20 protein-coding genes and 3 pseudogenes are annotated in these 25,725 nt (G+C 72.4%); 16 read left to right on the top strand and 7 right to left on the bottom strand.

Features of this window, described 5'->3' with window-relative positions:
• Positions 1–2: 2 nt before the first annotated feature.
• Both scpA and ACLB9X_RS04225 read right to left on the bottom strand, forming a co-directional pair.
• Positions 3–2,219, bottom strand: a complete 2,217-nt coding sequence (gene scpA / locus ACLB9X_RS04230; protein ID WP_410358846.1) for a methylmalonyl-CoA mutase — start codon at positions 2,217–2,219, stop codon at positions 3–5.
• Positions 2,219–4,102: a methylmalonyl-CoA mutase family protein gene (locus ACLB9X_RS04225; protein ID WP_410358845.1), complete on the bottom strand. Its 1,884-nt coding sequence runs from the start codon at positions 4,100–4,102 to the stop codon at positions 2,219–2,221. The genes scpA and ACLB9X_RS04225 overlap by 1 nt, the downstream gene beginning before the upstream one ends.
• Positions 4,103–4,306: 204 nt before the next feature.
• Between ACLB9X_RS04225 and ACLB9X_RS04220 the strand changes: the two genes are divergently transcribed.
• The 6 genes from ACLB9X_RS04220 (at position 4,307) to ACLB9X_RS04195 (ending at position 12,794) form a co-directional block, all read left to right on the top strand.
• Positions 4,307–4,534: a hypothetical protein gene (locus tag ACLB9X_RS04220; protein WP_410358844.1), complete on the top strand. Its 228-nt coding sequence runs from the start codon at positions 4,307–4,309 to the stop codon at positions 4,532–4,534.
• A 127-nt stretch (positions 4,535–4,661) separates the two neighbouring features.
• Positions 4,662–6,521 carry a transketolase gene (locus ACLB9X_RS04215; protein WP_410358843.1) on the top strand — a complete coding sequence of 620 codons (1,860 nt, stop codon included), beginning with the start codon at positions 4,662–4,664 and terminating at the stop codon, positions 6,519–6,521.
• Complete coding sequence (gene ligD, locus ACLB9X_RS04210) at positions 6,518–7,420, top strand: non-homologous end-joining DNA ligase (protein WP_410358842.1); 903 nt, start codon at positions 6,518–6,520, stop codon at positions 7,418–7,420. The genes ACLB9X_RS04215 and ligD overlap by 4 nt, the downstream gene beginning before the upstream one ends.
• Before the next feature lie 87 nt (positions 7,421–7,507).
• A complete protein-coding gene (locus ACLB9X_RS04205) occupies positions 7,508–8,002 on the top strand; it encodes a DUF6328 family protein (RefSeq protein WP_410358841.1) in 495 nt (164 codons plus the stop codon).
• A 117-nt stretch (positions 8,003–8,119) separates the two neighbouring features.
• Complete coding sequence (locus tag ACLB9X_RS04200; protein ID WP_410358840.1) at positions 8,120–8,698, top strand: LAETG motif-containing sortase-dependent surface protein; 579 nt, start codon at positions 8,120–8,122, stop codon at positions 8,696–8,698.
• A gap of 634 nt (positions 8,699–9,332) precedes the next feature.
• Entirely contained in the window at positions 9,333–12,794 is a 3,462-nt protein-coding gene (locus ACLB9X_RS04195) for a phosphodiester glycosidase family protein (RefSeq protein WP_410358839.1), read from the top strand.
• A 51-nt stretch (positions 12,795–12,845) separates the two neighbouring features.
• Here the strand turns inward: ACLB9X_RS04195 and ACLB9X_RS04190 are convergent, their stop codons facing one another.
• On the bottom strand, positions 12,846–13,433 hold the full coding sequence (locus ACLB9X_RS04190; RefSeq protein WP_410358838.1) for a dihydrofolate reductase family protein: 588 nt from the start codon (positions 13,431–13,433) through the stop codon (positions 12,846–12,848).
• Between the two features lie 161 nt (positions 13,434–13,594).
• On the bottom strand, positions 13,595–14,119 hold the full coding sequence (locus ACLB9X_RS04185) for a hypothetical protein (protein ID WP_410358837.1): 525 nt from the start codon (positions 14,117–14,119) through the stop codon (positions 13,595–13,597).
• 185 nt (positions 14,120–14,304) lie between these two features.
• Between ACLB9X_RS04185 and ACLB9X_RS04180 the strand changes: the two are divergent.
• The 3 genes and pseudogenes from ACLB9X_RS04180 to ACLB9X_RS04170 all read left to right on the top strand — a co-directional run.
• Positions 14,305–14,517: pseudogene (locus ACLB9X_RS04180) on the top strand (MerR family transcriptional regulator); the annotation flags it as partial.
• A gap of 296 nt (positions 14,518–14,813) precedes the next feature.
• Positions 14,814–15,293, top strand: a complete 480-nt coding sequence (locus ACLB9X_RS04175) for an HIT family protein (protein ID WP_410358836.1) — start codon at positions 14,814–14,816, stop codon at positions 15,291–15,293.
• Positions 15,294–15,354: 61 nt separating this feature from the next.
• Entirely contained in the window at positions 15,355–15,564 is a 210-nt protein-coding gene (locus ACLB9X_RS04170; protein ID WP_410358835.1) for a DUF397 domain-containing protein, read from the top strand.
• A 119-nt stretch (positions 15,565–15,683) separates the two neighbouring features.
• On the opposite strand, the gene ACLB9X_RS04165 is transcribed toward ACLB9X_RS04170, so the two are convergent.
• Positions 15,684–15,884, bottom strand: a complete 201-nt coding sequence (locus ACLB9X_RS04165) for a type II toxin-antitoxin system VapB family antitoxin (RefSeq protein WP_356935954.1) — start codon at positions 15,882–15,884, stop codon at positions 15,684–15,686.
• A gap of 182 nt (positions 15,885–16,066) precedes the next feature.
• Here ACLB9X_RS04165 and ACLB9X_RS04160 point away from each other — a divergent pair, with 182 nt between their 5' ends.
• The 3 genes and pseudogenes from ACLB9X_RS04160 to ACLB9X_RS04150 all read left to right on the top strand — a co-directional run bounded on the left by ACLB9X_RS04160 (position 16,067) and on the right by ACLB9X_RS04150 (position 18,437).
• Positions 16,067–16,504: a serine hydrolase gene (locus ACLB9X_RS04160; RefSeq protein ID WP_410358834.1), complete on the top strand. Its 438-nt coding sequence runs from the start codon at positions 16,067–16,069 to the stop codon at positions 16,502–16,504.
• Positions 16,411–16,992, top strand: a pseudogene (locus tag ACLB9X_RS04155) (serine hydrolase domain-containing protein); the annotation flags it as partial. The gene ACLB9X_RS04160 and the pseudogene ACLB9X_RS04155, both read left to right, overlap by 94 nt.
• A gap of 221 nt (positions 16,993–17,213) precedes the next feature.
• Positions 17,214–18,437 carry an acyl-CoA dehydrogenase family protein gene (locus ACLB9X_RS04150; RefSeq protein ID WP_410359136.1) on the top strand — a complete coding sequence of 408 codons (1,224 nt, stop codon included), beginning with the start codon at positions 17,214–17,216 and terminating at the stop codon, positions 18,435–18,437.
• A 31-nt stretch (positions 18,438–18,468) separates the two neighbouring features.
• On the opposite strand, the gene ACLB9X_RS04145 is transcribed toward ACLB9X_RS04150, so the two are convergent.
• Positions 18,469–18,879 (bottom strand): nuclear transport factor 2 family protein, encoded by a 411-nt coding sequence (locus tag ACLB9X_RS04145; protein ID WP_410358833.1) that lies wholly within the window; start codon positions 18,877–18,879, stop codon positions 18,469–18,471.
• A gap of 123 nt (positions 18,880–19,002) precedes the next feature.
• Here ACLB9X_RS04145 and ACLB9X_RS04140 point away from each other — a divergent pair, with 123 nt between their 5' ends.
• The 4 genes and pseudogenes from ACLB9X_RS04140 (at position 19,003) to ACLB9X_RS04125 (ending at position 23,628) form a co-directional block, all read left to right on the top strand.
• Positions 19,003–19,575, top strand: coding sequence for a PadR family transcriptional regulator (locus ACLB9X_RS04140; protein WP_410358832.1), 573 nt, complete (start codon positions 19,003–19,005; stop codon positions 19,573–19,575).
• 15 nt (positions 19,576–19,590) lie between these two features.
• A pseudogene (locus ACLB9X_RS04135) lies at positions 19,591–19,779 on the top strand (DUF2236 domain-containing protein); the annotation flags it as partial.
• Positions 19,761–22,022 (top strand): tetratricopeptide repeat protein, encoded by a 2,262-nt coding sequence (locus ACLB9X_RS04130; protein ID WP_410358831.1) that lies wholly within the window; start codon positions 19,761–19,763, stop codon positions 22,020–22,022. The pseudogene ACLB9X_RS04135 and the gene ACLB9X_RS04130, both read left to right, overlap by 19 nt.
• Before the next feature lie 73 nt (positions 22,023–22,095).
• Positions 22,096–23,628 (top strand): phytoene desaturase family protein, encoded by a 1,533-nt coding sequence (locus tag ACLB9X_RS04125; protein ID WP_410358830.1) that lies wholly within the window; start codon positions 22,096–22,098, stop codon positions 23,626–23,628.
• Between the two features lie 138 nt (positions 23,629–23,766).
• Here the strand turns inward: ACLB9X_RS04125 and ACLB9X_RS04120 are convergent, their stop codons facing one another.
• Positions 23,767–25,590 (bottom strand): serine hydrolase, encoded by a 1,824-nt coding sequence (locus tag ACLB9X_RS04120; RefSeq protein WP_410358829.1) that lies wholly within the window; start codon positions 25,588–25,590, stop codon positions 23,767–23,769.
• Positions 25,591–25,725 lie beyond the last annotated feature (135 nt).

The following is a 25,725-nucleotide window of genomic DNA, read 5'->3' as shown; positions in this document are numbered from 1 at the left end:
GCCTACAACTCGTGGCCGAGGGAGCCCGCCAGCGTGTGCACCAGGTCCCTCGCCGCGTCCGGGATCACCGTGCCCGGCGGGAAGACCGCGGCCGCGCCCGCGTCGTGCAGCGCCTGGACGTCCTGGGGCGGGATCACGCCGCCGACCACGATCATGATGTCCTCGCGCCCCTCGGCCGCGAGTTCCTCCCGCAGGGCCGGCACCAGCGTCAGATGGCCGGCCGCGAGCGAGGAGACGCCGACGATGTGCACGTCCGCCTCGACCGCCTGCCGCGCCACCTCGGCCGGCGTCTGGAACAGCGGGCCGACGTCCACGTCGAAACCGAGGTCGGCGAAGGCGGTCGCGATCACCTTCTGGCCGCGGTCGTGCCCGTCCTGCCCCATCTTGGCGACCAGGATGCGCGGCCTGCGGCCCTCGGCCTCCTCGAACGCGTCCACCAGGGCACGGGTGCGGTTCACCGCGGGTGACATGCCTGCCTCGTTCCGGTACACGCCCGAAATCGTACGGATCTGGCCCGAGTGCCGGCCGTACACCTTCTCCAGGGCGTCGGAGATCTCCCCGACGCTCGCCCTGGCACGGGCCGCGTCCACGGCCAGCGCCAGCAGGTTGCCCTCCAGGCCGCCGCCCTGCGCGGGTCCGGCCTCGGCCGCCGCGGTCAGCGCGCGCAGCGCGTCCTGGCAGGCCGCCTCGTCGCGCTCGGCCCGCAGCCTGCGCAGCTTCTCCACCTGCTGGGCCCGCACCTGGGAGTTCTCGACCTTGAGCACCTCGATCTGCTCGTCGGACGCCACCCGGTACTTGTTCACGCCGATCACCGGCTGGCGGCCGGAGTCGATCCGGGCCTGCGTACGGGCCGCGGCCTCCTCCACCCGCAGCTTCGGGATGCCGGCGTCGATGGCCTTCGCCATGCCGCCCGCCGCCTCGACCTCCTCGATGTGCTGCCAGGCACGCCGGGCCAGGTCGTGCGTGAGCTTCTCCACGTACGCGCTGCCGCCCCACGGGTCGATGACCCGGCAGGTGCCCGACTCCTGCTGGAGCAGGAGCTGGGTGTTGCGGGCGATGCGCGCCGAGAAGTCGGTCGGCAGGGCCAGCGCCTCGTCGAGGGCGTTGGTGTGCAGCGACTGCGTGTGCCCCTGCGTCGCCGCCATCGCCTCGATGCAGGTGCGCGTGACGTTGTTGAACACGTCCTGAGCGGTGAGCGACCAGCCCGATGTCTGCGAATGCGTGCGCAGTGACAGCGACTTCGGGCTCTTCGGGTCGAACTTCTTCACCAGCTTCGCCCACAGCAGCCGTGCGGCCCGCAGCTTGGCGACCTCCATGAAGAAGTTCATGCCGATCGCCCAGAAGAACGAAAGACGCGGCGCGAACGCATCCACGTCCAGTCCCGCCGCGATACCGGCCCGCAGGTACTCCAGGCCGTCGGCCAGCGTGTACGCGAGCTCCAGGTCGGCCGTCGCCCCGGCCTCCTGGATGTGGTAGCCGGAGATCGAGATCGAGTTGTAGCGCGGCATCTTCTGCGAGGTGTACGCGAAGATGTCCGAGATGATCCGCATCGAGGGAGCCGGCGGATAGATGTAGGTGTTGCGGACCATGAACTCCTTGAGGATGTCGTTCTGGATGGTCCCGGCCAGCTTCTCGGGCGGTACGCCCTGCTCCTCGGCGGCCACGATGTACAGCGCCAGGACGGGCAGCACCGCGCCGTTCATCGTCATCGACACGCTCATCCGGTCCAGCGGGATGCCGTCGAACAGCTGCCGCATGTCGAGGATCGAGTCGATCGCCACCCCCGCCATGCCGACGTCGCCGGTCACCCGCGGATGGTCGCTGTCGTAGCCGCGGTGCGTCGGCAGGTCGAAGGCCACCGACAGGCCCTTCTGCCCGGCGGCCAGATTGCGCCGGTAGAAGGCGTTCGACTCCTCGGCCGTGGAGAAACCGGCGTACTGACGGATCGTCCAGGGCTGGTTGACGTACATCGTCGGGTACGGGCCGCGCAGGAACGGGGCGACGCCCGGATACGTGCCGAGGAAGTCGACACCCTCCAGATCGCCGTCCGTGTACAGGGGCTTGACCGGAATGCCCTCCGGCGTCTCCCACACCAGCTCGTCCGCGTCCTTGCCGGTGGCCGCCGCGACGGCCGCACGCCAGCGGTCCGCACCGGCCGTGCCCGCGCCGGTACTTGGGGCCTGGCCCAGCTCGATCCCCGCGAAATCCGGGATTCCCATCACGCCACTCCGATCCGGTCGAGCACCGAGGTCAGCACGGCGACCGCGTCACCGCCCGCGACGACGAACTCGTCGACCCCGGCCTTCTCGTACGTCTCACGCTGCTCGCCGGGGCGGCCGGCGAGGAACACCCACCGCGCGCCGGCCGACTTGAGGGCCTCGGCCACCGGCCCCGCCTGCTCCGCGTACACCGCGTCGCTCGAGCACACGCACGCCACCTGCGCGCCGCTCGCGGCGAACGCCGCGCCGGCGGACGCCGCGTCGACGCTCACCGGGTCGTGGACCGGCTCGATGCCGCCCGCCTGGAACAGGTTGGCGGCGAACGTCGCCCGCGCGGTGTGCGCGGACGCCGGCCCGAGGGCCGCGAGGAACACCTTCGGCCGCGCGCCCGCGGCCGCCAGGTGCGCGTCCGAACGGGCCCGCAGCGCCTCGAACGCCTCGTCCCGGCGCACCACCGGCAGACCACCCGACGGCCGCGGCGGAGCGGCGTCGCGCTCCACCGGCGCCTCGGCCAGCAGCGGGAACTCGCTGACCCCGGTGACCGGTTCGCGGCGCGTGGCGAGCCGGCGGCTGCGGCTCTCCCACGCGGCGCCGATCCGCTCGCCGACCAGGCCGCCGCGGAGCGCGGCCGCCTGGCCGCCGGCGCGCTCGACCTCCTGGAACCACGCCCACGCGGCCTGCGCCAGCTCGTCCGTGAGCCGCTCGACGTACCAGGAGCCGCCCGCCGGGTCGATCACCCGGCCCATGTGCGACTCCTCCAGCAGGATGGTGGAGGTGTTGCGGGCGATCCGGCGCGCGAACGCGTCCGGCAGGCCCAGCGCGTGGTCGAAGGGCAGCACGGTCACCGCGTCGGCACCGCCCGCGCCGGCGGCCAGCGAGGCCACCGTCGTGCGCAGCATGTTCACCCACGGGTCGCGGCGGGTCATCGTCACCGACGACGTCACCGCGTGCTGGCGCTGCGCCCCCGCGCCGTCGGCGGCGCCGCACACCTCGGCGACACGGGACCACAGCCTGCGCGCGGCCCGCAGCTTCGCGATCGTCAGGAACTGGTCGGCGGTGGCCGCGTACCGGAACTCCAGCTGCCCGCAGGCGGCGTCCACGCCCAGCCCCGCGGCCGTCAGTTCACGCAGCCACGCGACACCGCTCGCCAGGGAGCAGCCCAGTTCCTGCGCCGCCGTCGCGCCCGCCTCGTGGTACGGCAGGGCGTCCGCGGTCACGGCACGCAGGCCCGGGTACGACGCGTCGCACCGGACGGCGAGAGCGGCGGCCGCGGCCATCCGGTCGTCGAGACCGTCGTACCGGCCGGTGCGGGCGGCGAGGCCGAGCGGATCCGCGCCGAGGTTGCCGAGCGCCGCCGCGGGGGCCACGCCGCGCTCCTCGTACAGCCGCAGCAGTGCCTCGGCCGCGCGCGCGAAGTCGTCGCCCGCGTCGAGCACGACCGGAGCGAGATCGAGGAGGACGCCGTCCAGCGCCGCGCCCAGCGCGTCGACGGGCAGCCCGGACGCGCCGACGGTCAGCCAGAGCGAGGTGACGCCGTTCTCCAGGTCGGTGAGCACCGCTTCGTTGGCCGCCGCCGGATCGGGCCGGTCGTGGCGCTGGCGCACGTCCCAGCCGGACACCACGCCGCCCTCGGGCCTGCCGCCCCGGGTGAAGGGGGCGAAGCCGGGAAGGCCGGCGCCGTCGGCACCACTGCCCGCCGTGTACAGGGGACGGGTGGTGATCCCGTCCTCGAGGGCCGTGGACAGCGCTTCCTCGGCCGCCGTGCCCTGGGCGTCCTTGCCTGCCTTGCGCAGCACGCCTTCGACCAGGCGCTGCCACTGCTCATGGGTCGCATCCGGGAACTCGGCGGCCAGTGAGAACCCGTCATCGGGGAGGACCGTCATGCTCGGATGTTAGGACAGCGGCGCAAAGGTGCAGCAGGGGAGAAGGCTGTGACCTTGCCCTCTCCGGTCCGCTCTTGATCCTTTGCGCAGCGTGAACTATCCGGGGCATGTCCCTACCGCGGTCGGGTACCCGCATCGGACAGCGAATCGGCGCGAAGCAGAACAGAAGGCGCGCGGACCGGAAGAACGGAAGAGGTGAGTCGCATGGGTCTGGGCGGGTGCATCATCCTGATCGCCGCCGGGGCAATACTCACGTTCGCGACCGACTGGGAGGTCGAGGGGGCGAACCTCGACGTCATCGGCGTGATCCTGATGGCCGTCGGCTTCATCGGCGTGGCCACCTTCACGAGCATCGCCAGGCGGCGCCGCGTCGTCGTACCGCCCTCGACACCGGTCGTCGAGGACAAGCCGAACCACCGCACCTACGAGTGACCTGCCCTTTTCGCCCCCGCAGGGGGAGGGCCCGGCATCCGGTGCCGGTTTGACGACCGGGCGTGCGGGCACCCGCACAGCGCTCCCCATGTCCGCGTCCGCGGCACCCCTCCCAAGGAGCGAAGAGATGCATGTCTCAACAGCCCAAGCCGAAGAACTGGCCGAGCTCGGACAGCAGTTGCGCGTCGACGCGGTACGCGCGGCCGACGCCGCGGGCTCCGGACACCCCACGTCCTCCATGTCCGCGGCCGACATCGGCGCCGTACTCCTCGCCAAGCATCTGCGCTACGACTTCACCCGGCCCGAGCACCCCGGCAACGACCGGCTCGTGCTCTCCAAGGGCCATGCGTCGCCCCTGCTGTACGCCCTCTTCCGGGCCGCCGGGGCGATCGACGAGGACGAGCTGCTGACCTTCCGCAAACGCGACAGCCGCCTCGAAGGCCATCCGACGCCCCGCCTGCCCTGGGTCGACGTGGCCACCGGGTCGCTGGGGCAGGGGCTGCCGGTCGGCGTCGGCATGGCGCTCGCCGGGAAGAGGCTCGACCAGATCCCCTACCGGGTCTGGGTCCTCTCCGGCGACAGCGAGATGGCGGAGGGCTCCGTGTGGGAGGCCGTCGAGCACGCGGCGTACGAGAAGCTCGACAATCTGACGCTGATCGTCGACGTCAACCGGCTCGGCCAGCGGGGCCCCACCCGGTTCGGCTGGGACCTCGATGCCTACGCCCGCCGGCTGGGGGCGTTCGGCTGGCACACGCTGCGCATCGACGGGCACGACGTCACGGCGATCGATGCCGCCCTCAGCGACGCGGCCGCGACCGCCGGCCGCCCCACCGCCGTGCTGGCCCGGACGCACAAGGGACACGGGGTGGCCGCCGTGCAGGACCAGGAGGGCAAGCACGGCAAGCCGGTCCCGGACGCGGAGGAGGCGGTCAGGGAGCTCGGCGGCGTCCGTGACGCCAGGGTCGACGTGGCACCCCCGCCCGAGGTGCGCGTGCTCCACCGGCGCGGCGGCGGACTGACCCTGCCGGTGTACGAGACCGGTGACGAGGTCGCCACCCGCACCGCCTACGGCCAGGCCCTCGCCGCCCTCGGCTCCGCCCGCACCGACGTCGTCGCCCTCGACGCCGAGGTCGGCGACTCGACCCGCACCGAGCTGTTCGCCAAGGAGCATCCCGGTCGCTACTTCCAGTGCTACATCGCCGAACAGCAGCTGGTCGCCGCCGCCGTCGGCATGGCCGCCCGCGGCTACGTCCCCTTCGCCGCCACCTTCGCCGCCTTCCTCACCCGCGCCCACGACTTCATCCGCATGGCCGCCGTCAGCCGCGCCTCCATCAACCTCGTCGGCTCGCACGCCGGTGTCGCCATCGGCGAGGACGGTCCGTCGCAGATGGGCCTGGAGGACCTGGCCTTGTTCCGCGCGGTGCCGGGCAGCACGGTGCTGTACCCCTGCGACGGGCCGCAGACCGTCCGGCTCGTCGCCGCCATGGCCGACCTGCCGAACATCAGCTACCTGCGCACCAGCCGCTCCGACATGCCGGTGCTCTACGGCCGCGACGAGGAGTTTCCCGTCGGCGGCTCCAAGGTGCTGCGCTCCTCCAGTCGCGACCGCGCCTGCGTCATCGCCGCCGGCGTGACCGTCCACGAGGCGCTGGCAGCCGCCCAGGCGCTCGAACGCGAGGGGATCGCGGTGCGTGTCGTGGACGCGTACAGCGTCAAGCCCGTCGACACGGCGACCCTGCAGACGGCCGCCGACGACACCGGCTGCCTGATCACCGTCGAGGACCACCACCCCGAGGGCGGTCTCGGCGACGCGGTGGCCGAGGCGTTCGCCGACGGCCGTCCCTCGCCCCGGCTCGTACGCCTCGGGGTACGCGGCGTGCCCGCCTCCGCCACGTCCCAGGAGCAGTTGCACGCGGCGGGCATCGACGCCGAGTCGATCGCCGCCGCCGTGCGGCTGCTCGTCGCGGAGGCGATGGTGAGCCCATGAGCACGCACCGGGTGGCGGCGGGCGACCGCAGCGTCGAGATCAAACGCCCCGACAAACTGCTGTTCCCCGACGACGGGATCAGCAAGGCCGATCTCGCCGCCTACTACCGCCGCATCGCGCCGTACATGCTTCCCCACCTGCGCGGCAGGCCGCTGATGCTGGAGCGGCACCCGGACGGCGTCGGCGGCCCCCGGTTCATGCAGAAGCACACCCCCGAGCACTACCCCGACTGGGTCGGCAGGGCGGAGGTCGAGAAGGAGGGCGGCACCGTCGTGCACACCGTGTGCGACACCACCGCCGCGCTCATGTACCTCGTCGACCAGGCATGCGTCACCTTCCACCGCTGGCAGTCCCGGGTGAAGGCGCCCGACCACCCCGACCGGCTCGTGTTCGACCTCGACCCGCCGGGCGACGACTTCGAGGCGGTGCGCAGGGCGGCCCACGGGCTCGGCGAACTGCTCGACGAACTGCGGCTGCCCTCACAGCTGATGACCACCGGGTCCCGCGGGCTGCACGTCGTCGTTCCGCTGCCGGGCACCTCCGGCTTCGACGAGACCCGGGCCTTCGCACAGGAGGTGGCCGAGACGCTCGCCGCCCGCGACCCGCAGCACCTCACCACCGCGGTGCGCAAACAGGCGCGCGGCGACCGGCTGTACCTCGACGTCCAGCGCAACGGATACGCGCAGACCGCGGTGGCCCCCTACTCGGTGCGGGCCAAACCGGGCGCCCCGGTGGCCGTGCCCATCGGCTGGGACCAACTGGACGATCCCGGACTCACCGCTCGGCGCTGGACGATCGCCGACGCGCCGGACCAGGCGCGCGCCGAGCCGTGGAAGGAGACCGCCGAGGGCAGGGCCCTCGGCCCGGCCGGACGGAGGCTGGCGTCGTTGCGCCGCTGATCCGTTTGCCGGGCGGTCAACGGGCGGCCGGACCGGCAGGTGCCGCGCAGGCCGTGAGCGCACCGCCCGATGCGAAGGGAGCCCGTGATGGAAAAGAGGAGCGACCACGGCCGACGGGGCCGTGACGAGACGGAGGAGGAGCGGGCGGACCGCCGGTTCGGCGATCTGCTCCAGGAGTTGCGTGTCGCCCAGACCGGCGGACAGATCCTCTTCGGCTTCCTGCTCACCGTCGCCTTTCAGCCACGCTTCACGGAGCTCTCCGGCACCGACCGCACCATCTACGCCGTGACCGTGCTGCTGGGCGCCGCGACCACCGGTGTCCTCATCGGCCCGGTCTCCTTCCACCGCATGCTGAGCGGCCAGCGCCTCAAGCCGCAGACGGTGACCTGGGCGTCCCGGCTGACCATGGTGGGCCTGGTGCTGCTGCTGTGCACGATGGCCTCGGCGCTGCTGCTCATCATGCGTGTCGTGGTCGGCGACGTGCACGCGGCCTGGCTCGTCGTCGTCCTGGTGGTCTGGTTCGTCCTGTGCTGGTTCGTCCTGCCCGTCTGGACGCGCATGAAGGAGCGGTCCAAGGGCTGACACGAATTCAGCCGCCCTTCTCCACGGGGCTCTCGCGCTGCCTGCGATCTGCCGGTGCCCCGGCGGTACTGTGCGCGCACACGCCGGCAGTGGAGGCGTGTCACCCATGGAGGAACAGTGACAGAAATCAGCAGAACGCGGTGGCGTTCCGGGGCTCTGATAGCCGCCGCCGCGGTCGGCGCGCTCGGATCCGGACTCGCCACCTCCGCCGCGGTCGCCCACACCCCCACGTGGTCCGTCACCTGCGACGAGGTCAGCCTGGAGCTGACCAACTACGGCGCCAACGCCAAGAACACGGTGACCGTCACCGTCGATGGCAAGGACCTGCTGCCGACCGAGACGTTCGCGAAGGAGTTCCGCAGGACGCTCAAGCTGCCCGAGCACGACAAGGAGCTCTCCGTCCGCCTCGTCATCACGGCGAGCGACGGCGACCAGTTCGGGCGCGACGAGACGAAGACGGCACCCGTGTGCGACGAGGGGTCCCCCAGCCCCGCACCGTCCCCCACGCCTCCTTCGCCGACGCCGAGCGACACGCCGAGTACCTCGGCGCCCGCGCCGAGCACCTCCTCGCCCGGGCTGGCCGAGACCGGTTCGTCCAGCTCGACGCCGCTGATCGCCGCGGCGGCCGCCGTGGTCATCGCGGCCGGCGGCGGCATCACGTGGGCGGCGCGCAGGCGCCGCGGCGCTGAGGACTGACGCACCGCGACCGTCGGGCGCTGCCGGGCCGTCAACGGCCCGGCAGCGCCTCCCTTTTCCCGGTCGAGTGACCGTTCCGTGCCTGGCTGCGCCGCCCGCGCGTGACCGTCCCCAGCGCGTGACCGTCCCGACGGGTGACCGTCCCTGCGGGCGACGGTCCTGAACGCGGCCGCGACGGCCGGGACTCCTCGCGGCTGGCGCGGCCGCCCCTCTGGCCGCCCCCGCCGGCGACCCGTCGCGCAACTCCTCCTGGCCGTCGAGGCCCACGGGGCTACGGCGAGCCGATACGTCCCAACGCCTCACGCCCATAGGCGCGGCGGTCCGCTTCCGGCCGCCGGCGCGCCGGCTGTCCTGCCCCGGGACGACAGGACGGCCACCCCTCGACCGGTCCAACGCCCCCGTGGTGACGCCGGGTCGGCGTACACGGCGGAGGTGCGAAGACAACTCCCCGTGCGGGGACCCTCCGCCGCCTCGGCAACGATCACGCCCGCCACCGTTCTCCCACATGTCGCCCGCACCCTCTGGTGCGCGCGCCGCGGCACCGCGATGCTGTGCGCCGACAGCGCTTACTACGTGCTCAACCAGCCTGACCCCGGGAGAAGTTGTGGCCCTTGGCAGAGCAAGACACACCGTCGTGCTCCTCACGACGCTGTCCGCACTGGCGGCCGGGGCGAGCGTCCCCGCCGCCGCCGACCCGACACCCGTGCCGCCGCCCCGCAAGTCCGCCGAGACACTGCGGCCCATCGCCCCGCCGCCCGCCAGCGACCCCGGCGGAACGCATGCCGCGGTGGCCGACGAGGACGGCATCGAGACCGCCCGCAGCCGCCGGCCCGTCGCGCCCGGCGTCGAACTCACCTCGTACGACCGGCTCGAGGCCGCCAAGTGGCTGCGTGTCGACGAACTCTCCGTCGACCTCGGCGGCGGCGACGTCCGGGCCGACTACCTCTCCTCCGGCAAGGTCGCCGACCGCGACAGCGTCTCGGAACTCGCCGCCCGGCACGACCCCGGCCACGGCAGGCGCACAGTCGCCGCCATCAACGGCGACTTCTTCGACATCAACCAGACCGGCGCACCCCAGGGCGCCGGCATCCGCGACGGGAAGCCCACCCACTCACCCGCACCCGGCGCGCACCGGGCCGTCGGCATCGGACCCGAGGGCGCGGGACGAGTCCTCCAGGTGTACTTCGACGGCACCCTGACCGTCCCCGGCGGCACACACCCCCTCGGCGCCTACAACGCCGCCAACGTCCCGGCAGGCGGCATCGGCGCGTACACCGCCGCCTGGGGTGAGGCGGACCGGGCCCTCACCGTCGACGCCGCGACCCCCGTCGCCGAGGCCGTCGTCCGCGACGGCAAGGTCGTCGCCGTGCACGACCGGCCCGGCAGCGGGCCCGTCGCCGACGACACCACCGTTCTCGTCGGCCGCGAGGCCGGGGCCGCCGTACTCGCCGCGCTGCGCCCCGGCGACCCGGTGTCGGCGGAGTACCGGCCGCGCACCGACAGCGGGGCCGTACCGCGCACGGCCGTCGGCGGCCGCGAACTCCTCGTCGTCGACGGCGTGGCGCAGAACCACGAGGGCGCCGGCAACAACGCCACCGCGCCCCGTACCGCCGTCGGGTTCTCCCGGGACGGCCGGTCGATGCACGTCATCACCGTCGACGGGCGGCAGGCCGACAGCGGCGGCGTCACCCTCACCGAACTCGGCCTGATGATGAAGAAGGCCGGTGCGCACAACGCCCTCAACCTCGACGGCGGCGGCTCCTCCACTCTCGTCGCCCGCGAACCCGGCAGTGACGCCCTCCAGGTGGAGAACAGCCCGTCCGACGGCAGCGAGCGCGACGTCCCCAACGGCCTCGCCCTCACCGCCCCCGACGGCAGCGGACAGCTGCGCGGCTACTGGGTGGAGACCGCGATGCCCGCCGCCGGCGCGCCCACCGCCGACCCCGTCAAGGGTGGTCACCCCGAGCGGGTGTTCCCCGGCCTGACCCGCCGCCTCACCGCCGCCGGGTACGACGAGACGTACGGTCCCGCCGCCGCCACGCCCCGCTGGCTCTCGGTCAAGTCGTCCGTCGGACGCGTCGACGACCAGGGCGTCTTCCGCGCCCGTGACAGCGGTACCACCGAGATACGCGCCGCACGCGCGGGCGCCCAGGGCAGCATCCGCCTGACCGTCCTCGACGACCTGGCACGCATCGAGCCGACTGTACGGCGGGTGGCGCTCGCCGACGCCTCCCGCACCGGCTCGTTCGGCATCGTCGGGTACGACGCCCAGGGCAACAGCGCCCCCGTCGAACCGGACGACGTCCGACTCGACTACGACCGTGAACGGTTCACCGTCCGCGGAGACACCAGCGGCTCCTTCACCGTCAGTGCCCGCACAAGCGACACCGCCGGGCGGATCACCGCCACCGCGGGCGGTGTCACCACCGTGCTGGCCGTGAGCGTCGGCCTCGCCGAGCAGGCCGTCAGCTCCTTCGACGACGCCGCCCGATGGAAATTCAGCCATGCCCGCGCGGGCGGCTCCCTCGCCCCCACGCCCGACGGACACAGCGGAACGGGGCTGGAGATCGCTTACGACTTCACCCGGTCGACCGCGACGCGCGCCGCCTACGCCACCCCGCCGCAGCCGATCGCCGTCCCCGGACAACCGCAGGCCTTCACGCTCTGGATCAAGGGCGACGGCAACGGAGCCTGGCCCACCCTGCACCTCAAGGACGCCGCCGGATCCGACCAGTTGCTGCGCGGGCCGTACGTCACCTGGACGGGCTGGCGGCAGGTCACCTTCGCCGTACCGCCCGGCGCCGCCACGCCGCTGTCCGTCCACCGCTTCTATCTCGCCGAGACCGCCGCGAACCGGCAGTACAACGGTCGGATCGTGATCGACGGACTCGACGCCCAGGTGCCGCCCGCCGTCGACCTGCCGGCTCCGCCGCGCGTCACCGACGCTCTCGTCGACTCCGCGGCCGTGACCGGAGCGCGCGACTGGCGCTTCGCCGTCATGTCCGACGCACAGTTCGTCGCCCGGGACCCCGACAGCCCCATCGTGGTTCAGGCCCGCAGGACGCTTCGGGAGATCAGGGCCGCCCGTCCCGACTTCCTCGTGGTCAACGGCGACCTCGTGGACGAGGGCTCCCCGGCCGACCTGGCCTTCGCGCGCCGCGTGCTGACCGAGGAACTCGGCGACGCCCTGCCCTGGTACTACGTGCCGGGCAACCACGAGGTGATGGGCGGGAGGATCGACCACTTCGTAGCGGAATTCGGTCCCGCGCACCGGGTCTTCGACCACCGTGGCACACGCTTCGTCACGCTCGACACGTCCAGCCTGAGCCTGCGCGGCGGCGGCCTCGCCCAGATCAAGGCACTGCGCGCCCAGCTCGACGCCGCGGCCACCGACTCCGCCGTCGGGTCGGTCATGGTCGTCGAGCACGTGCCGCCGCGGGACCCCACCGTGCAGAAGGCCAGCCAGCTCGGCGACCGCAAGGAGGCCGCGCTGGTCGAGGACTGGCTCGCCCGGTTCCGGCGTACGACGGGCAAGGGAGCCGCACTGATCGGCAGCCACGTCGGGGTCTTCCACGCCGCGCACGTGGACGGCGTGCCCTACCTCGTCAACGGCAACTCCGGAAAGACCCCGGCCGGCCCGGTGGACGAGGGCGGCTTCACCGGCTGGTCCCTCGTCGGCGTCGACGAGGTCTCCGGCGCCGACCAGGCGGCGGGCCGCCGCGCCCCGTGGGGCCCGCGGCCCGACTGGGTCTCGGTCCAGACCCGGGCCCACGCGGACGGGGTGGCGCTCGACGCGCCGGCCGCGCTGCGGCCCGGGGAGAGCGGCGACGTGCGGGCGACGGTGCAGCAGGGCGCACGGCGCGTGCCGGCGGCGTGGCCGATGAGCGTGGACTGGACCGGCTCCCCGAACCTGTACATCGGCCGCGCCCAGGACGCCCGGCCCCGGCACGCCGCGTCGTTCGACCCGTCGACGGGCCGCCTCACGGCCCTGCGCGAGGGCAGCGTCACCCTGGCGGTGACGGTGAACAGCACGACCGACACGGTCCCGGTCAGGGTGACGACGGCGTCGACGTCCGGCCACCGCGACGCGGCGTAACGCCCGCCCGTCTGGGGGCCTCGGGGCCCTCAGACGGGCCGGCCGTCCCCGCTACGGGTGGTTCCTGTCCTCCCCGCGGGCCGGCTCATCACGGGCGCGCCGGTAGCGCTCGTAGATCACGTGCGAGCCGAACGTCCTGGTCTCGACCAGGTCCAGCCGGACGACTTCGGTGACCGGCGGCAGGAAGGGCGTGCCGCCACCGACGACGATCGGATTGCGGAACATGCGCAGCTCGTCGACGAGACCGAGCTCGATCGCCGCGGCGGCCAGGCCGGCGCCGCCGATCGCGACGTCCTTGTCGGTCGCGTCGAGCGCCGCGGCGACCTCGTCGGCCACCGACGCCTCGGCGAGCCGGGCGTTGCCCTGAACGCTGTCGAGCGTGCGACTGAAGACGACCTTCGGGAGAGCGCACCAGACGTCGGCGAACGCGGCCCAGAGCTCGTTGTCGCGCATCGAGGGATCCGTGTCCCACGGCAGCATGGTCTCGTAAAGCCTGCGGCCGCACAGATAGCCGCCGAGCTCACGTGTCTGCGCGATGTGGAAACGAAACTGCTCCTCGTTGGGGTCCGTCCACCCGAACGCGCCCTCGCGGTCGGTGATGAAGCCGTCCACCGAGACGCCCATCGAGTAGATCAGCATGGCGTCGACCTCATCGCACCGGAGCGACGGGCGATGATCGCGAGGTAGTTCACCACTGAGCCGACATCCTTCCTCACCGTCGTGGGCGGTCCAGGCGATCGTACGGCCGTAGCCGGTGCCGCACTGGGATCCCGGAGGCTCCGGCTTGCCGACCGCGGCCTCTATGACGTGGTTCCGGGCTGAGCAGGCACGCCGGCGGCCCGGCGGGCAGCCGCGGCACGTGCCGGGAGGTAGGCCCACAGCGCGACGCCGATGAAGACCACCTGCTCGGGAATCCTGAACCACAGCGGCGTCGCCGGCTCCCCGTTGAACGGGATCTGTGCGACGGCCGCGTGGATGTTGGCCGGGAGCATCAGGACGAACAGCACGGCGAGGCCGAGCCCGGCCGCCGGCCGGGTGGCCTCGCGGACGAGCCCGGCGGCGCCGAGGAGTTCCAGAACGCCCGTCGCGTAGACCGCGAGGCGGGGGAACGGCACGAACGGCGGGACCATCGCGACCAGGTCGTGGTGGCCGGGCATCGGGCCGATGGCGGACGGGACGAAGTGCGCGCTCGCCGTGCACATCAGCATGACCGCGAGGCCGTGCAGGACGGACACCCGCCAGGTCGCGAACCGTCCGACGCCGAACGCGCCGAGCAGCCGCAGCAGCAAGGTGGGAACGGCGATGAGCATGAGTGTGCCGAACATGGGCGGAGAGTCCTTTCGTAGGTGGTTCCTGTTCAGGCCACGGTGAGGAACAGGCCCGCGCCGTACGGCCGGTGGGGCGGACGCGAAGAAGCCGTCACGGGCCGGACGTGCCGTTCACGCAAGAATGGATAATAACTTTATCCGCTATCCATTGCTGAGAAGTGCAGTAGAGGAAGGTCTCCGAGCTCAGTCGGCGCACCGGCGTGCGGGTGCCGCTGATCAAGTACTACCTGCGTGAGGGGATGCTGCACCCTGGGCGGGCCACCGCGTCCAACCAGGCCGACCACGGCGGGGACCACGTGCACCGGCTCCGGTTGATCCGCACCCTGATGGGGGCCCGCGGCCTGTCGGCCGGCGCGACGAAGGAGATCCTGGAGAACGCGACACCGACGTCTTGATCAACTGTGTGGGCTGAGGACTCAGGTCACTGCCCATGGCTCAGCACGCCAGCCTGACAGTTCCTTGTCGAGCCATTCCTCGACGGTCCGCCGCCAAGAATCGGTGGAGTCACTGTCGGCGACGTCGGCCCAGGCGTCCTCGGCAAGGTCTGGAGCATTCGAAGCAGCCGGTCAGCCTCGGCTCAGTCCTTCGGCCAGGTCACTGAGGCGTCCAAGGATCTTCAACACATGCCTGTCAGCCTATGAGCTCACAGCCGCGCTGTCTGCACCATTAACCGCCTGATAGGCATGAGGACATGACGCATTGGAAAGACGACCGCATCGGCTCCGCCGAGCGGGGTGAGAACCCCACCGTCCTTGCCGGCATGCGTACTGGCTGGGCAGTGATGGGCGATACCCAGCACCTCCGTGGCTACTGCCTGCTGCTGTACGCGGGCAAAGCCAACCATCTGACCGATCTACCGCGCGACGAGCGAGCCCGCTTTCTGCTCGATCTCTCATTGCTCGGGGAGGCCGTCGAGCAAGCGTGCCGCAAGCACGACAAGGGGTTTCGGCGCCTGAACTATGAAGTGCTGGGCAACTCCTGGGAGCACCTCCACGGCCATGTCCACCCGCGCTACCACTGGGAACCGGAGGAGTTCCGGCACGGCCCAGTATGGCGCTACGGGTCACAGCGGCTGGCCCCTGCACACGCTCTCGGACCACGACACGACGCGCTGCGGAACGACATCGCGCAAGCACTGAAGGACATCCTCGCCAAGAGCTCCGGCCCTTGACCGCGGCGGAAAGGGCGTCGCCATCCACCGGGTACATCCTTTCTGGGCGGCAAACCCGACAATGTGTGTCGGAACGGCGGCCCAACTCGAAGTCCGTGATGTTCGCGCCCCAGTGCTCCTGGTGCATGCGATCGCGGCCCCGGCGGACTTCTTCGGGCGGAGCCCGGATGACCGCACGGGTGTGCGTGATTCCAAGGTCACCGACGGTCCTGGGGCGGCCGTGCCGACCAGCCAGTGGACCGCGTTCGTCCGATACCTCAAGGCTTCCTGATGACAGTGGCCTTGAGCACCCTGTCTCAGGGCCGTCCCGTAACTGCCGTTCGTCGTCTGTGCCGGTGGACTCTTGGATGTGTCGCCTGGCGGTTTGAGCGGCGGCACGCGGCAGGGTGCTCAGCCTTGTGGCTCCTGCGGCTTGACGTCGAGTTCGCGCAGACTTTGGTCCTTGAGCTCGGTGCGGGCCTCCGTGCGGTGGCCACGGGCGATGTAGTCCCGCACGATCGCCTCGATCGCGTCCTGGGGCGAGCCGATCCCCGCCAGGACCATCACTTCCACAACGAGTTCGGCGTCGAGACTGATATTGACCTTGGCCACCGTGCCCCCTCATCGCGTCGCAGCCGCACTGTAGCTGCTCATGGTTCCGTAGCCGGCGCTCAAAATGTGATCTCAGGGAGGCCCCCACACCTCCTTCCCCTTCAGTCCGACCGGTCGGTACGTCGCCCCGGGGCCCGGCACGGCGGCCCTCCCGTGACCGGACGCAGCCGACGGAGGTTCCCATGGCGGTCGACGCCGACGAGGACGCACCCCGGATCGACGGCCACTGCGACGAGCGCTTCGCGGCCGTGCGGGCCGCCTTCGAGGACAACTTCCGCGAACGTGGCGAGCTGGGCGCCGGCGTGACCGTGCGGGTAGGCGGCGAGACGGTCGTCGACCTGTGGGGCGGCTGGGCCGATCCCGCCCGCACCAGGCCGTGGGAGCGCGACACGCTGGTCAACGTGTGGTCGACCACCAAGGGCCCCACGGCCCTGTGCGCGCATCTGCTCGCCGACCGGGGGGGCAGCTCGACCTGGACGCGCCGGTGGCGTCGTACTGGCCCGAGTTCGCCGCGGCGGGCAAGGAGAAGGTGCTTGTGCGCCATCTCCTCTCCCATCGGGCCGGGCTCGCCGGCTTTCGCGAACCGCACTCGCTCGACGAGCTGTGCGACTGGGAGCTGACCTGTGCCCGGCTGGCCGCGACCGAGCCCTGGTGGGCGCCCGGTACCCGATCCGGCTACCACGCGCTGACCTACGGCCATCTGGTCGGCGAGGTCGTCCGGCGGATCACGGGAGAGCTGCCGGGCGACTTCCTGCGCCAGGAGGTCACCGGGCCGCTCGGCATCGACTTCCCCCTCGGGGTGCCCGAGGGGGAGGCCGACCGCGTCGCCGAACTGGAGCATCCCCGGGTCCGGCCCTCCGCCGAACAGGCCGCCGTCTTCGAGCAGTTGTCGCCGCTCGCGCTCGCCGCGCTGCTCAACCCCGTGGTCGGCGCGGCCGGTGCCGACTCGCCGCAGTGGCGCGCCGCCCAGGTGCCCGCCGCCAACGGACATGCGACCGGCCGCGCCGTCGCCGCGCTGTACGGGATCTTCGCCGGGCGCGGTGTGCTCGACGGCCGCCGGGTGCTGAGCGCGGAGGCCGCGGAACGGGTCCGCGAGGGGCAGGGAAGGCGGCTCGTGCGGCCTCGCCGACCCCGAGGCGGGCATCGGCCTGGGTTACGTCATGAACCGGCTGGGCCCGCACATCGCCGACGACCCGTGCAAGATGGCTCTCGTCGACGCCGTGTACCGCTCGCTGTAGGCCGCGCACGGCCCTTCCGGATTCCTGCAACACGTTCTACTGTGTGCGCGCCGCCGCGCAAGGGACGGACCGCGAGACGCCTGGAGGAGCCGTGCACCTTCGCTACACGCCGCAGCAACAGCGGTTGCGCGCCGAACTGCGCACCTACTTCGCCGAACTGGTCCCCGACCACGCCGACAACCTCCCCCGTGGCCCCGAGGGCACGGGTGGTGACGCCACTGCCGAGCCGGCCGCCCGCAAACGCTTCTACCGCGAGACGATCCGCCGCCTCGGCGCGGACGGCTGGCTGGGGGTGGGCTGGCCGAAGGAGTACGGCGGCCGCGGCCTGAGCCCGGTCGAACAGTTCATCTTCTTCGACGAGGCGGCCCAGGCGGGCGTGCCGCTGCCGCTGATGGCACTGAACACCGTCGGCCCCACGATCATGCAGTTCGGCAGCGACGAACAGAAGGCCCGCTTCCTGCCCGGAATCCTCTCCGGCGAGATCGACTTCGCGATCGGCTACAGCGAACCGGAGGCGGGCACCGACCTCGCCTCGCTCAGGACCCGCGCGGTGCGCGAGGGCGACGAGGCCACCGGCCACTACACGGTCAACGGGCAGAAGATCTGGACCACCAACGGCGACACCGCCGACTGGGTGTGGCTCGCCGTGCGCACGGACCCCGAGGCCCCGCCCCACAAGGGCATCACCATGCTCCTCGTACCGACCACCGACCCCGGCTACTCCTGCACCCTGATCAACACCCTCTCCTCCCACGACACCACGGCCAGTTACTACGAGAACGTCCGTGTCCCGGTGTCCCACCGCGTCGGCGAGGAGAACAAGGGCTGGCGGCTGATCACCAATCAGCTCAACCACGAACGCGTCACCCTCGCCGCACACGGCACCATGGCGATCCGCGCCCTGCACGACGTCCAGCGCTGGGCCGCCGACACCAAGCTCGCCGACGGCCGCCGCGTCATCGACCTGGGCTGGGTCCGGGGCCGGCTCGCCCGTACCCACACCCGTCTCGACGCCATGAAGCTGCTCAACTGGCAGATGGTGAACGCCGTCCAGGACGGCACCCTCACCCCGCAGGACGCCTCCGCCGTCAAGGTCTACGGCTCCGAGGCCCGGCGCGACGCCTACGCCTGGCTGATGGAGGTCGTCGGAGCCGCGGGCCCCCTCAAGGAGGGCTCGGCCGGAGCCGTCCTGCACGGCGAACTCGAACGCGGCTACCGCTCGGCCGTCATCTTCACCTTCGGCGGCGGCAACAACGAGATCCAGCGCGAGATCATCTCCTGGATCGGACTGGGGATGCCACGGGTACGACGCTGAAAGGCATGGCGGCCCGGCGCGTCGTGGTCGCTCAGGCCCCTTCCGCCTTCGCCGCGCCGGCGGCCTCCTGGGCGATCCGGTCGAACTGCTCCGCCATGGCCGCTGCCAGCGCCTGCGCGGCGGACAGCGGGCGGACCATCACCGTGAAGTCGTCGATGAGTCCCTGCTCGTCGAAGTGCAGGAAGTCGCAGCCGGTGATCTCCCGGTCGCCGACCTTGGCCCGGAAGACCAGCGCGTGGTCGCGTCCGTCCCGACCGGTCATCTCCCGCACGTAGCGGAAGTCGGTGAACACACGGGACACCCCGCGCAGGATGGCCGCCGTGATCGCCTTTCCCGCGTAGGGCTTGAAGGCAACGGGGCTGGTGAAGACGACGTCCTCGGCGAGGAGCGCCTCGATCGCGGCGTGGTCGTTCGCCTCGACGGCTTGGCGGAATGACGTCATGGTCGCCTCCACGAATAGTCAACAAAGTGAGTAGGTGCGACGAGGCTAGTGGCCGCGGCGGCGGCGCGTCCAGGCCTTCTATTCACTTTTTTGATTAGTCGCGGATGCTGCTAGCGTGAGGCCATGGCACTGCGCAACGCCGTTCTCGCGGCCCTGCTGGAAGGCGAGGCGTCCGGCTACGACCTGGCCAAGGGCTTCGATGCGACCGTCGCCAACTTCTGGGCCGCCACTCCGCAGCAGCTCTACCGCGAGTTGGAGCGCATGGAGGCCGACGGCCTGATCGCCGCCCGCGTGGTGGTCCAGGAGCGACGCCCCAACAAGCGCGTGTACTCCCTCACCGAGGCGGGCCGGGCGGCCCTGAGGCGGTTCACCTCCCGGGCCCCGAAGCCCGGCGCGATCCGGGACGAACTCCTCGTACAGGTCCAGGCCGTCGACGACGGAGACACCGAGGCCGTACGCGCGTCCGTCGGCGACCTGCTCGACCGGTCACGCGCCAAGCTCGCCCGCTACGAGCGCCTGCGTGACCGGCTGCTCGGCGGCACGGACGAGACCGATCACCTCACGCATGCCGAACGCGTGGGGCCCTACCTCACCCTGCTGCGCGGCATGGCCTTCGAGCGCGAGAACATCCGCTGGGCCGAGGACGTGCTCGCAGTGCTCACAAAGCGATCGGACGGTTCCGCCTCACTCCTCTGAGGCGTACCCCAGGGCCGCTGCGTCCCCTCCCGGCTACGGCGGCGGCTGCCGTCCGGTCACTTTCTGAAAGCGATGGCCCGACTCGGGCCGGCAACGCGCCCCACCCCGTACAAACTCCGCAGACGGGCCGCCATACTGGACGGGCCGGGGAGGGCGCAGGACAGCGACGGGGGCGACAGCACGAGATGGCGGAATCCAGGCTGATCCACGGCCGGTACCGACTGCTCGATCTCATCGGGCGCGGCGGCATGGGCGAGGTGTGGCGGGCCCGTGACGAGTCGCTCGGCCGGCGGGTCGCGGTCAAGTGCCTGAAACCGATGGGCGTCCAGCACGACCAGTCGTTCTCCGACGTGCTGAGGGAGCGGTTCCGCCGCGAGGCCCGGGTCGCGGCCGCGCTCCAGCACCGCGGCGTGACCGTCGTCCACGACTTCGGCGAACACGACGGTGTCCTCTACCTCGTGATGGAGCTTCTGGAGGGCCGCAACCTCAGCCAGCTGCTGGAGGACAACAAGCAGCAGCCGCTGCCGGTCGGCGACGTCATCGACATCGCCGACCAGATCGCCGACGCCCTCGCCTACACCCACGAACAGGGCATCGTGCACCGCGACCTCAAGCCCGCCAACATCATGCGGCTGACCGGCGGCGCGGTGAAGATCTGCGACTTCGGCATCGCCCGCCTGGGGGAGGACATCGGCTTCACCTCCAAGCTGACCGGCACCGGCATCGCCATGGGCACGCCCCACTACATGTCGCCGGAACAGATCGGCGGCAGCTCGGTCGACCACCGCAGCGACCTGTACTCGCTCGGCTGTGTCCTGTACGAACTGGCCACCGGCGCCCCGCCGTTCGACCTCGACGACACCTGGTCGATCCTCGTCGGCCACCGGGACACCGCGCCGAGACCGCTGCGCGAGGTACGGGAGGAGGTCCCCGGCTTCCTGGAGCGGATCGTGCTCGACCTGCTCGCCAAGACACCGGGGGAACGGCCCCCGGACGCGGGCGACCTGCGCCGCCGCATCCGCGCCGCCCGCCGCCCGGGCCACGGCGGCTCCCCGGTCGTCCCGGTCCCGCGCCCGGCGGAGGCGTCCGCGGGCGCCGAGCCCCCGCTGCCCGACTGGACACGGGGCATGACGACCGGTCACAAGGCCCTCGGCACCATGGCCGTCCGGCCGCCCCTGCCCGACCGCACCGCCGCGCTGACCGGGGCCTGGACCAACCCGTCCGCCGTCCCGCACGTGCCCGCGCAGGCAGGCCCGTCCTCCGCCACCCGCCACCGCGGCGAACGGTCCACCCCCCGGCCCGAGCTGCTCGCCGTCCTCGCGAGCCGCCACAGCGCGGGCCTGAGCCTCGGCCGGCTCGGTCGCTGGGACGAGGCCGGCGAGGTACACCGCGCGGTCGCCGCGGAGCGGGCCGCGCTGCTCGGCCCCGACCACCCCGACGCCCTCGCCAGCCGGTACGAGATCGCCTTCACGCTCAGCCGGACCGGCCGGCTGGCCGAGGCGCTGACCGAGTTCACGTACGTCGGCGAGGGCCGGGAGCGCGCACTCGGCGCGGACCACCCCGACACGCTCGCCGCCCGTCAGGAGACCGCGTACGTGCTGGGCCGGCTGGGCCGGTACACGCAGGCGCACCAGGTGTACGAGGCGGTCCTCGCGTCCCGCGAGCGGACGGCGGGCCCCGACCACCCGGACACCCTGCGCTGCCGGCACAACCTGGCGTTCACCCTGAGCCGCCTCGGCCGGGTCGAGGAGGCGTACCGCACGGCCGACGACGTGGCGGCGGCGCGCGCCCGCGTCCTCGGCGCCGGCCACCCCGACACGCTCGTCACCCGCTACGAGGTCGCCCACGCCCTCGGCCGGCTCGGCCGCTGGGCCGAGGCGCTGGCCACCTACCAGGACGTCGCAGCCGCCCGCGCACAGGCGCTCGGTCCCGACCACCCGGACACGCTCGCCGCGCGGTACGAGGCCGGCATCAGCCTCGGCCGGCTCGGCCGCAGCGCCGAGGCACTGGACCTGTTCCGGGGGCTCGTCGAGGACCGCGCCCGGGCGCAGGGCCCCACCGACCCCGAGACGCTGCGCGCCCGGCACACCCTCGGCGTCAACCTGGGCCGCCTCGCCCGCTGGCCGGAGGCGCTGGGGGAGGCGCGCGAGGTGTGCGCGCTGCGCGAACAAGTACTCGGCCCGGACCACCCCGACACGCTCGTCAGCCGCCGCGAGGTGGCCGTCGCCCTCGGGTGGCTCGGGCGCTGGCACGACGCGTACGCCGGCTACCGGCACGTCGCCGAGGCGCGCGAACGGGTCCTCGGCCCCGACCACCCGGACGCCCTCGCCAGCCGCAACGACGAGGCGCACTGCCTCGAACAGCTCGGCCGCCACGCGGAGGCCGTGGAGGTGTACCGGCGCGTCGCGGCGCTCCGTCAGCAGCGGGGCGGCGCACCCGGAGGCTGACCTGGGGTGCCGTCCCCGGACCGGGCCGACCGGAGGGGGCGCGCCGCGGGCCGCGACGGGTTAGGGTCCGGCCATGCCCGCACACGCCTCGTACGACGCCGTCATCGTCGGTGGCGGCCACAACGGCCTGGTCGCCGCCGCCTACCTCGCCCGCGCCGGACGCTCCGTCCTGCTGCTGGAACGCAGCGGCACCACCGGGGGAGCGGCCGTCTCGACCCGCCCCTTCCCGGGCGTCGACGCGCGCCTGTCCCGGTTCTCGTACCTCGTCTCACTGCTGCCGGACAAGATCGTGCGCGATCTGGCGCTGGACTTCGCCGTCCGCAAGCGCACCGTCTCCTCGTACACCCCGCGCGGCAGCGGCGGACTGCTCGTCGGCGGGCCCGGAACGGCGCGGTCGTTCGCCAGGACCACCGGCGGGGAGCGGGAGTACGCGGCCTGGCAGGAGTTCTACGGCCTCACGCGCGAGGTCGCCGGACGCGTGTTCCCGACGCTCACCGAGCCGCTGCCGTCACGGGAGGAACTGCGGCGGCGCGTCGGCGACGAGGCCGCGTGGCGGATGCTGTTCGAGGAACCGATCGGCGTCGCGATCGAGAAGCGGTTCGCCGACGACCTCGTCCGCGGCGTGGTGCTCACGGACGCGCTGATCGGCACGTTCGCCGACGCCCACGACCCGTCACTGCCGCAGAACCGGTGCTTCCTGTACCACGTGATCGGGGGCGGCACGGGCGACTGGGACGTGCCCGTCGGCGGGATGGGCGCGCTGACCGACGCGCTGGCCGCCGCGGCTCGCGCGGCCGGCGCGGAGATCGCCGTCCGGCACGAGGTCACCGCCGTCGAGACGGACGGCGCGCGGGCCGAGGTCACCTACCGCACTCCCGACGCGGAGGGGACGGTCGCCGCCCGGCAGGTGCTGGTGAACGCCTCCCCGCAGGAACTCGCCGCCCTGCTCGGCGAGGAGCCGCCGGCTCCCGCCGAGGGCGCCCAGCTGAAGGTGAACATGCTGCTGCGCAGGCTGCCACGGCTGCATGACCACGGCGTGGACCCGAAGGACGCGTTCGCCGGGACCTTCCATGTCTCCGAGGGCTACGAGCAGTTGGCGACGGCCTACCGCGAGGCGGCGTCGGGCCGGCTGCCCAGTGCCCCGCCCTCCGAGATCTACTGCCATTCCCTGACCGACCCGTCGATCCTCGGACCGGAGCTGGTGGCGCAGGGCCACCAGACCCTGACCCTGTTCGGACTGCACACCCCGGCACGGCTGTTCGCCTCCGACAACGACGCCGTACGCGCCGAGCTGCTGGCCGCCACGCTCGCCGAGCTCGACTCGTACCTGGAGGAGCCGATCGCCGACTGCCTCGCCCTCGACGCGAACGGCGAGCCGTGCATCGAGGCGAAAACACCGCTCGACCTGGAGCACGAACTCCGGCTGCCCGGCGGGCACATCTTCCACCGGGACCTGTCGTTCCCCTACACGACGGACGAGACCGGACGCTGGGGTGTGGAGACGGCACACGCCAACGTCCTGCTGTGCGGCGCGGGCGCGGTGCGCGGCGGCGGGGTCAGCGGCGTGCCCGGCCACAACGCCGCGATGGCGGCGCTGGGCCGCTGATGCCCTGACCGCCTGACGCCCGGCCGTCAGGCGGCGCACGGCCCCGCCCGGGTCTTGGTTTCCGGCCTGGCTCGGGATCTCGGCTCCGAGTCGGTTCGCAGCCGAGTCCCAGCCCCGGGGCGGCGTGCGGCTGGACGCTCAGTCCCGGGAGGGGGCCCAGCCGACCGCCTCGATCCGTGCCGCGTCCGAGGGGCGCGCCTCGTCGAAGAGCGTGCGGCCGTGCTCGTCGGCCACCTGGATCGCGTCCACGTACACCCCGCGCCCGACGTAGAGCCGGTCGGTGGTGTACCGCCAGCGCAGGCGTACCTCCGCGCCGCGCCACGCCGACAGCTCCGACGACAGCCGGTGCCAGACACGCCCGGACCAGCCGGTCGCCGTGCCCGCGGGATGCTGCTGCTCCCCTTCGTGGGGGTGCGTGGTCGTGAACGGCACCGGCTGCCAGCTCGCCCCGCCGTCCGCCGACGCCTCCAGGAACACGCGGTCCGCGCCGGGCTCGGTGTCCCACCACAGGCAGCAGCGGAGCCGTCCGGCCGCGGGCCCGAGCGGGGGCAGGGTGAGCGTGGCGGTCGTGGCGCCCGCCATGCCGCCGAACCAGGCGGTACGCCCGTGCGCCGGACGGACGGCGACGGCGCGCGCGAGGTTGTTGGCGGCTGCCACACGCGGCGCACTGCCCGCACGCCAACTGCGCACCGGATGAACCGAGTTGCCGAGGACGACCAGGAACGAGTCGGTGGTCGGGTCGAGGACCAGGCTGGTGCCGGTGAATCCGGTGTGACCGGCGGTCCGTGGCGTGGCCATGGCGCCCATGTACCAGTGCTGGTGGAGCTCGAAGCCGAGGCCGTGCTCGTCGCCGGGGAACGCCGTGTTGAAGTCGGTGAACATCAGCTCGACGGATTCCGGCGCGAGGATGCGGGTGCGGCCGTAGACGCCGCCGTTGAGCAGGGTGCGGGCGAGGATCGCGAGATCCCAGGCACGCGAGAAGACACCGGCGTGGCCCGCGACGCCGCCGAAGCTGTACGCGTTCTCGTCGTGGACCTCTCCCCACACCAGTCCGCGCTCGAGCCCCGACCAGGGACGCCTGGCGTCCTCGGTCGCCGCGATCCTCGGCTTCCACTCGGCGGGCGGGTTGAAGCGCGTGCGGTGCATCCCGAGCGGAGCGGTGATCTCGTCGTACAGCAGGGTGTCCAGAGTCCGGCCGGTGATCCTCTCCAGGACGAGCTGGAGCGCGATCAGGTTCAGGTCGGAGTAGAGGTACCTGCTGCCGGGGGCGTTCGCCGGGGCCTCCTGCCACAGCAGGCGCAGTCGGCCCTCCTGCGTGGGCTCCTTGTACAGCGGGATCCAGGCGCGCAGCCCCGAGGTGTGGGTGAGCAGCTGCCGCACGGTGATGTCCTGCTTGCCCGCACCGCCGAACTCGGGCACGTACGAGGCGACGGCCTCCTCCAGTGCCAGGGGTCCGCGCTCGATCTGCTGCACCGCGAGGATCGACGTGAACAGCTTGGAGACGGACGCCAGGTCGAAGACGGTGTCCTCGGCCATCGGGATCTGCTGGTCCGCGGGCAGTTCCACGGCTGTGTCGGTCACCTCGTCGTACGACGAGTAGCGCAGCGCCTTCCCGATGGCCCGGTGCAGGGCGACCGTGCCGCCGCGCCCGGCGAGCAGCACCGCCCCGGCGTACCAGGGATGCTTGGGGGAAGGGTGCAGGAACGACTCGGCGTCGGTGACGAGACGGTCGAGATGCGGGGCGAGGAGCCCGGCGCGCTCCGGGGTGCCGCGCCGCAACGTCGGCCGGTGGGCCGGTCCTCGGCCGCCGCCACCGGAAGCGGAGCCCAGGGGCGCTCCCGTGGCCGGCGCCGCGAAGGGGACGGACGCGAGGGTGAGCGCTCCGCCCAGGGCCAGCAGGCCGCTGCCCAGTCTCCTCCGGCTGATCGCCCTGCTCCCTCTGTCCGCTGCGTCCTCGGTCATACGGAATCCTTCCTGAAAGTATCTTTCGGATCTTCCGCGACACGTGAAACTTTCTTGCCGGACCGGTGGGGTGTCAACCGTCCCAAAGAATCTGACGCCTCATCAGAAAATGTCTTCCCTCGTCCGGCGGCCTGC

The sequence above is a fragment of the Streptomyces sp. 5K101 genome, from assembly GCF_046506645.1.
Lineage (GTDB): Bacteria > Actinomycetota > Actinomycetes > Streptomycetales > Streptomycetaceae > Streptomyces.
This window is presented reverse-complemented; position numbering and strand designations above follow the sequence as displayed.

Coding starts and splice junctions, on each gene's coding strand:
- scpA (WP_410358846.1), bottom strand. CDS start 2,219: ATGGGAATCCCGGATTTCGCGGGGATCGAGCTGGGCCAGGCCCCAAGT.
- ACLB9X_RS04225 (WP_410358845.1), bottom strand. CDS start 4,102: ATGACGGTCCTCCCCGATGACGGGTTCTCACTGGCCGCCGAGTTCCCG.
- ACLB9X_RS04220 (WP_410358844.1), top strand. CDS start 4,307: ATGGGTCTGGGCGGGTGCATCATCCTGATCGCCGCCGGGGCAATACTC.
- ACLB9X_RS04215 (WP_410358843.1), top strand. CDS start 4,662: ATGCATGTCTCAACAGCCCAAGCCGAAGAACTGGCCGAGCTCGGACAG.
- ligD (WP_410358842.1), top strand. CDS start 6,518: ATGAGCACGCACCGGGTGGCGGCGGGCGACCGCAGCGTCGAGATCAAA.
- ACLB9X_RS04205 (WP_410358841.1), top strand. CDS start 7,508: ATGGAAAAGAGGAGCGACCACGGCCGACGGGGCCGTGACGAGACGGAG.
- ACLB9X_RS04190 (WP_410358838.1), bottom strand. CDS start 13,433: ATGCTGATCTACTCGATGGGCGTCTCGGTGGACGGCTTCATCACCGAC.
- ACLB9X_RS04185 (WP_410358837.1), bottom strand. CDS start 14,119: ATGTTCGGCACACTCATGCTCATCGCCGTTCCCACCTTGCTGCTGCGG.
- ACLB9X_RS04175 (WP_410358836.1), top strand. CDS start 14,814: ATGACGCATTGGAAAGACGACCGCATCGGCTCCGCCGAGCGGGGTGAG.
- ACLB9X_RS04170 (WP_410358835.1), top strand. CDS start 15,355: ATGTGTGTCGGAACGGCGGCCCAACTCGAAGTCCGTGATGTTCGCGCC.
- ACLB9X_RS04160 (WP_410358834.1), top strand. CDS start 16,067: ATGGCGGTCGACGCCGACGAGGACGCACCCCGGATCGACGGCCACTGC.
- ACLB9X_RS04145 (WP_410358833.1), bottom strand. CDS start 18,879: ATGACGTCATTCCGCCAAGCCGTCGAGGCGAACGACCACGCCGCGATC.
- ACLB9X_RS04140 (WP_410358832.1), top strand. CDS start 19,003: ATGGCACTGCGCAACGCCGTTCTCGCGGCCCTGCTGGAAGGCGAGGCG.
- ACLB9X_RS04130 (WP_410358831.1), top strand. CDS start 19,761: ATGGCGGAATCCAGGCTGATCCACGGCCGGTACCGACTGCTCGATCTC.
- ACLB9X_RS04125 (WP_410358830.1), top strand. CDS start 22,096: ATGCCCGCACACGCCTCGTACGACGCCGTCATCGTCGGTGGCGGCCAC.
- ACLB9X_RS04120 (WP_410358829.1), bottom strand. CDS start 25,590: ATGACCGAGGACGCAGCGGACAGAGGGAGCAGGGCGATCAGCCGGAGG.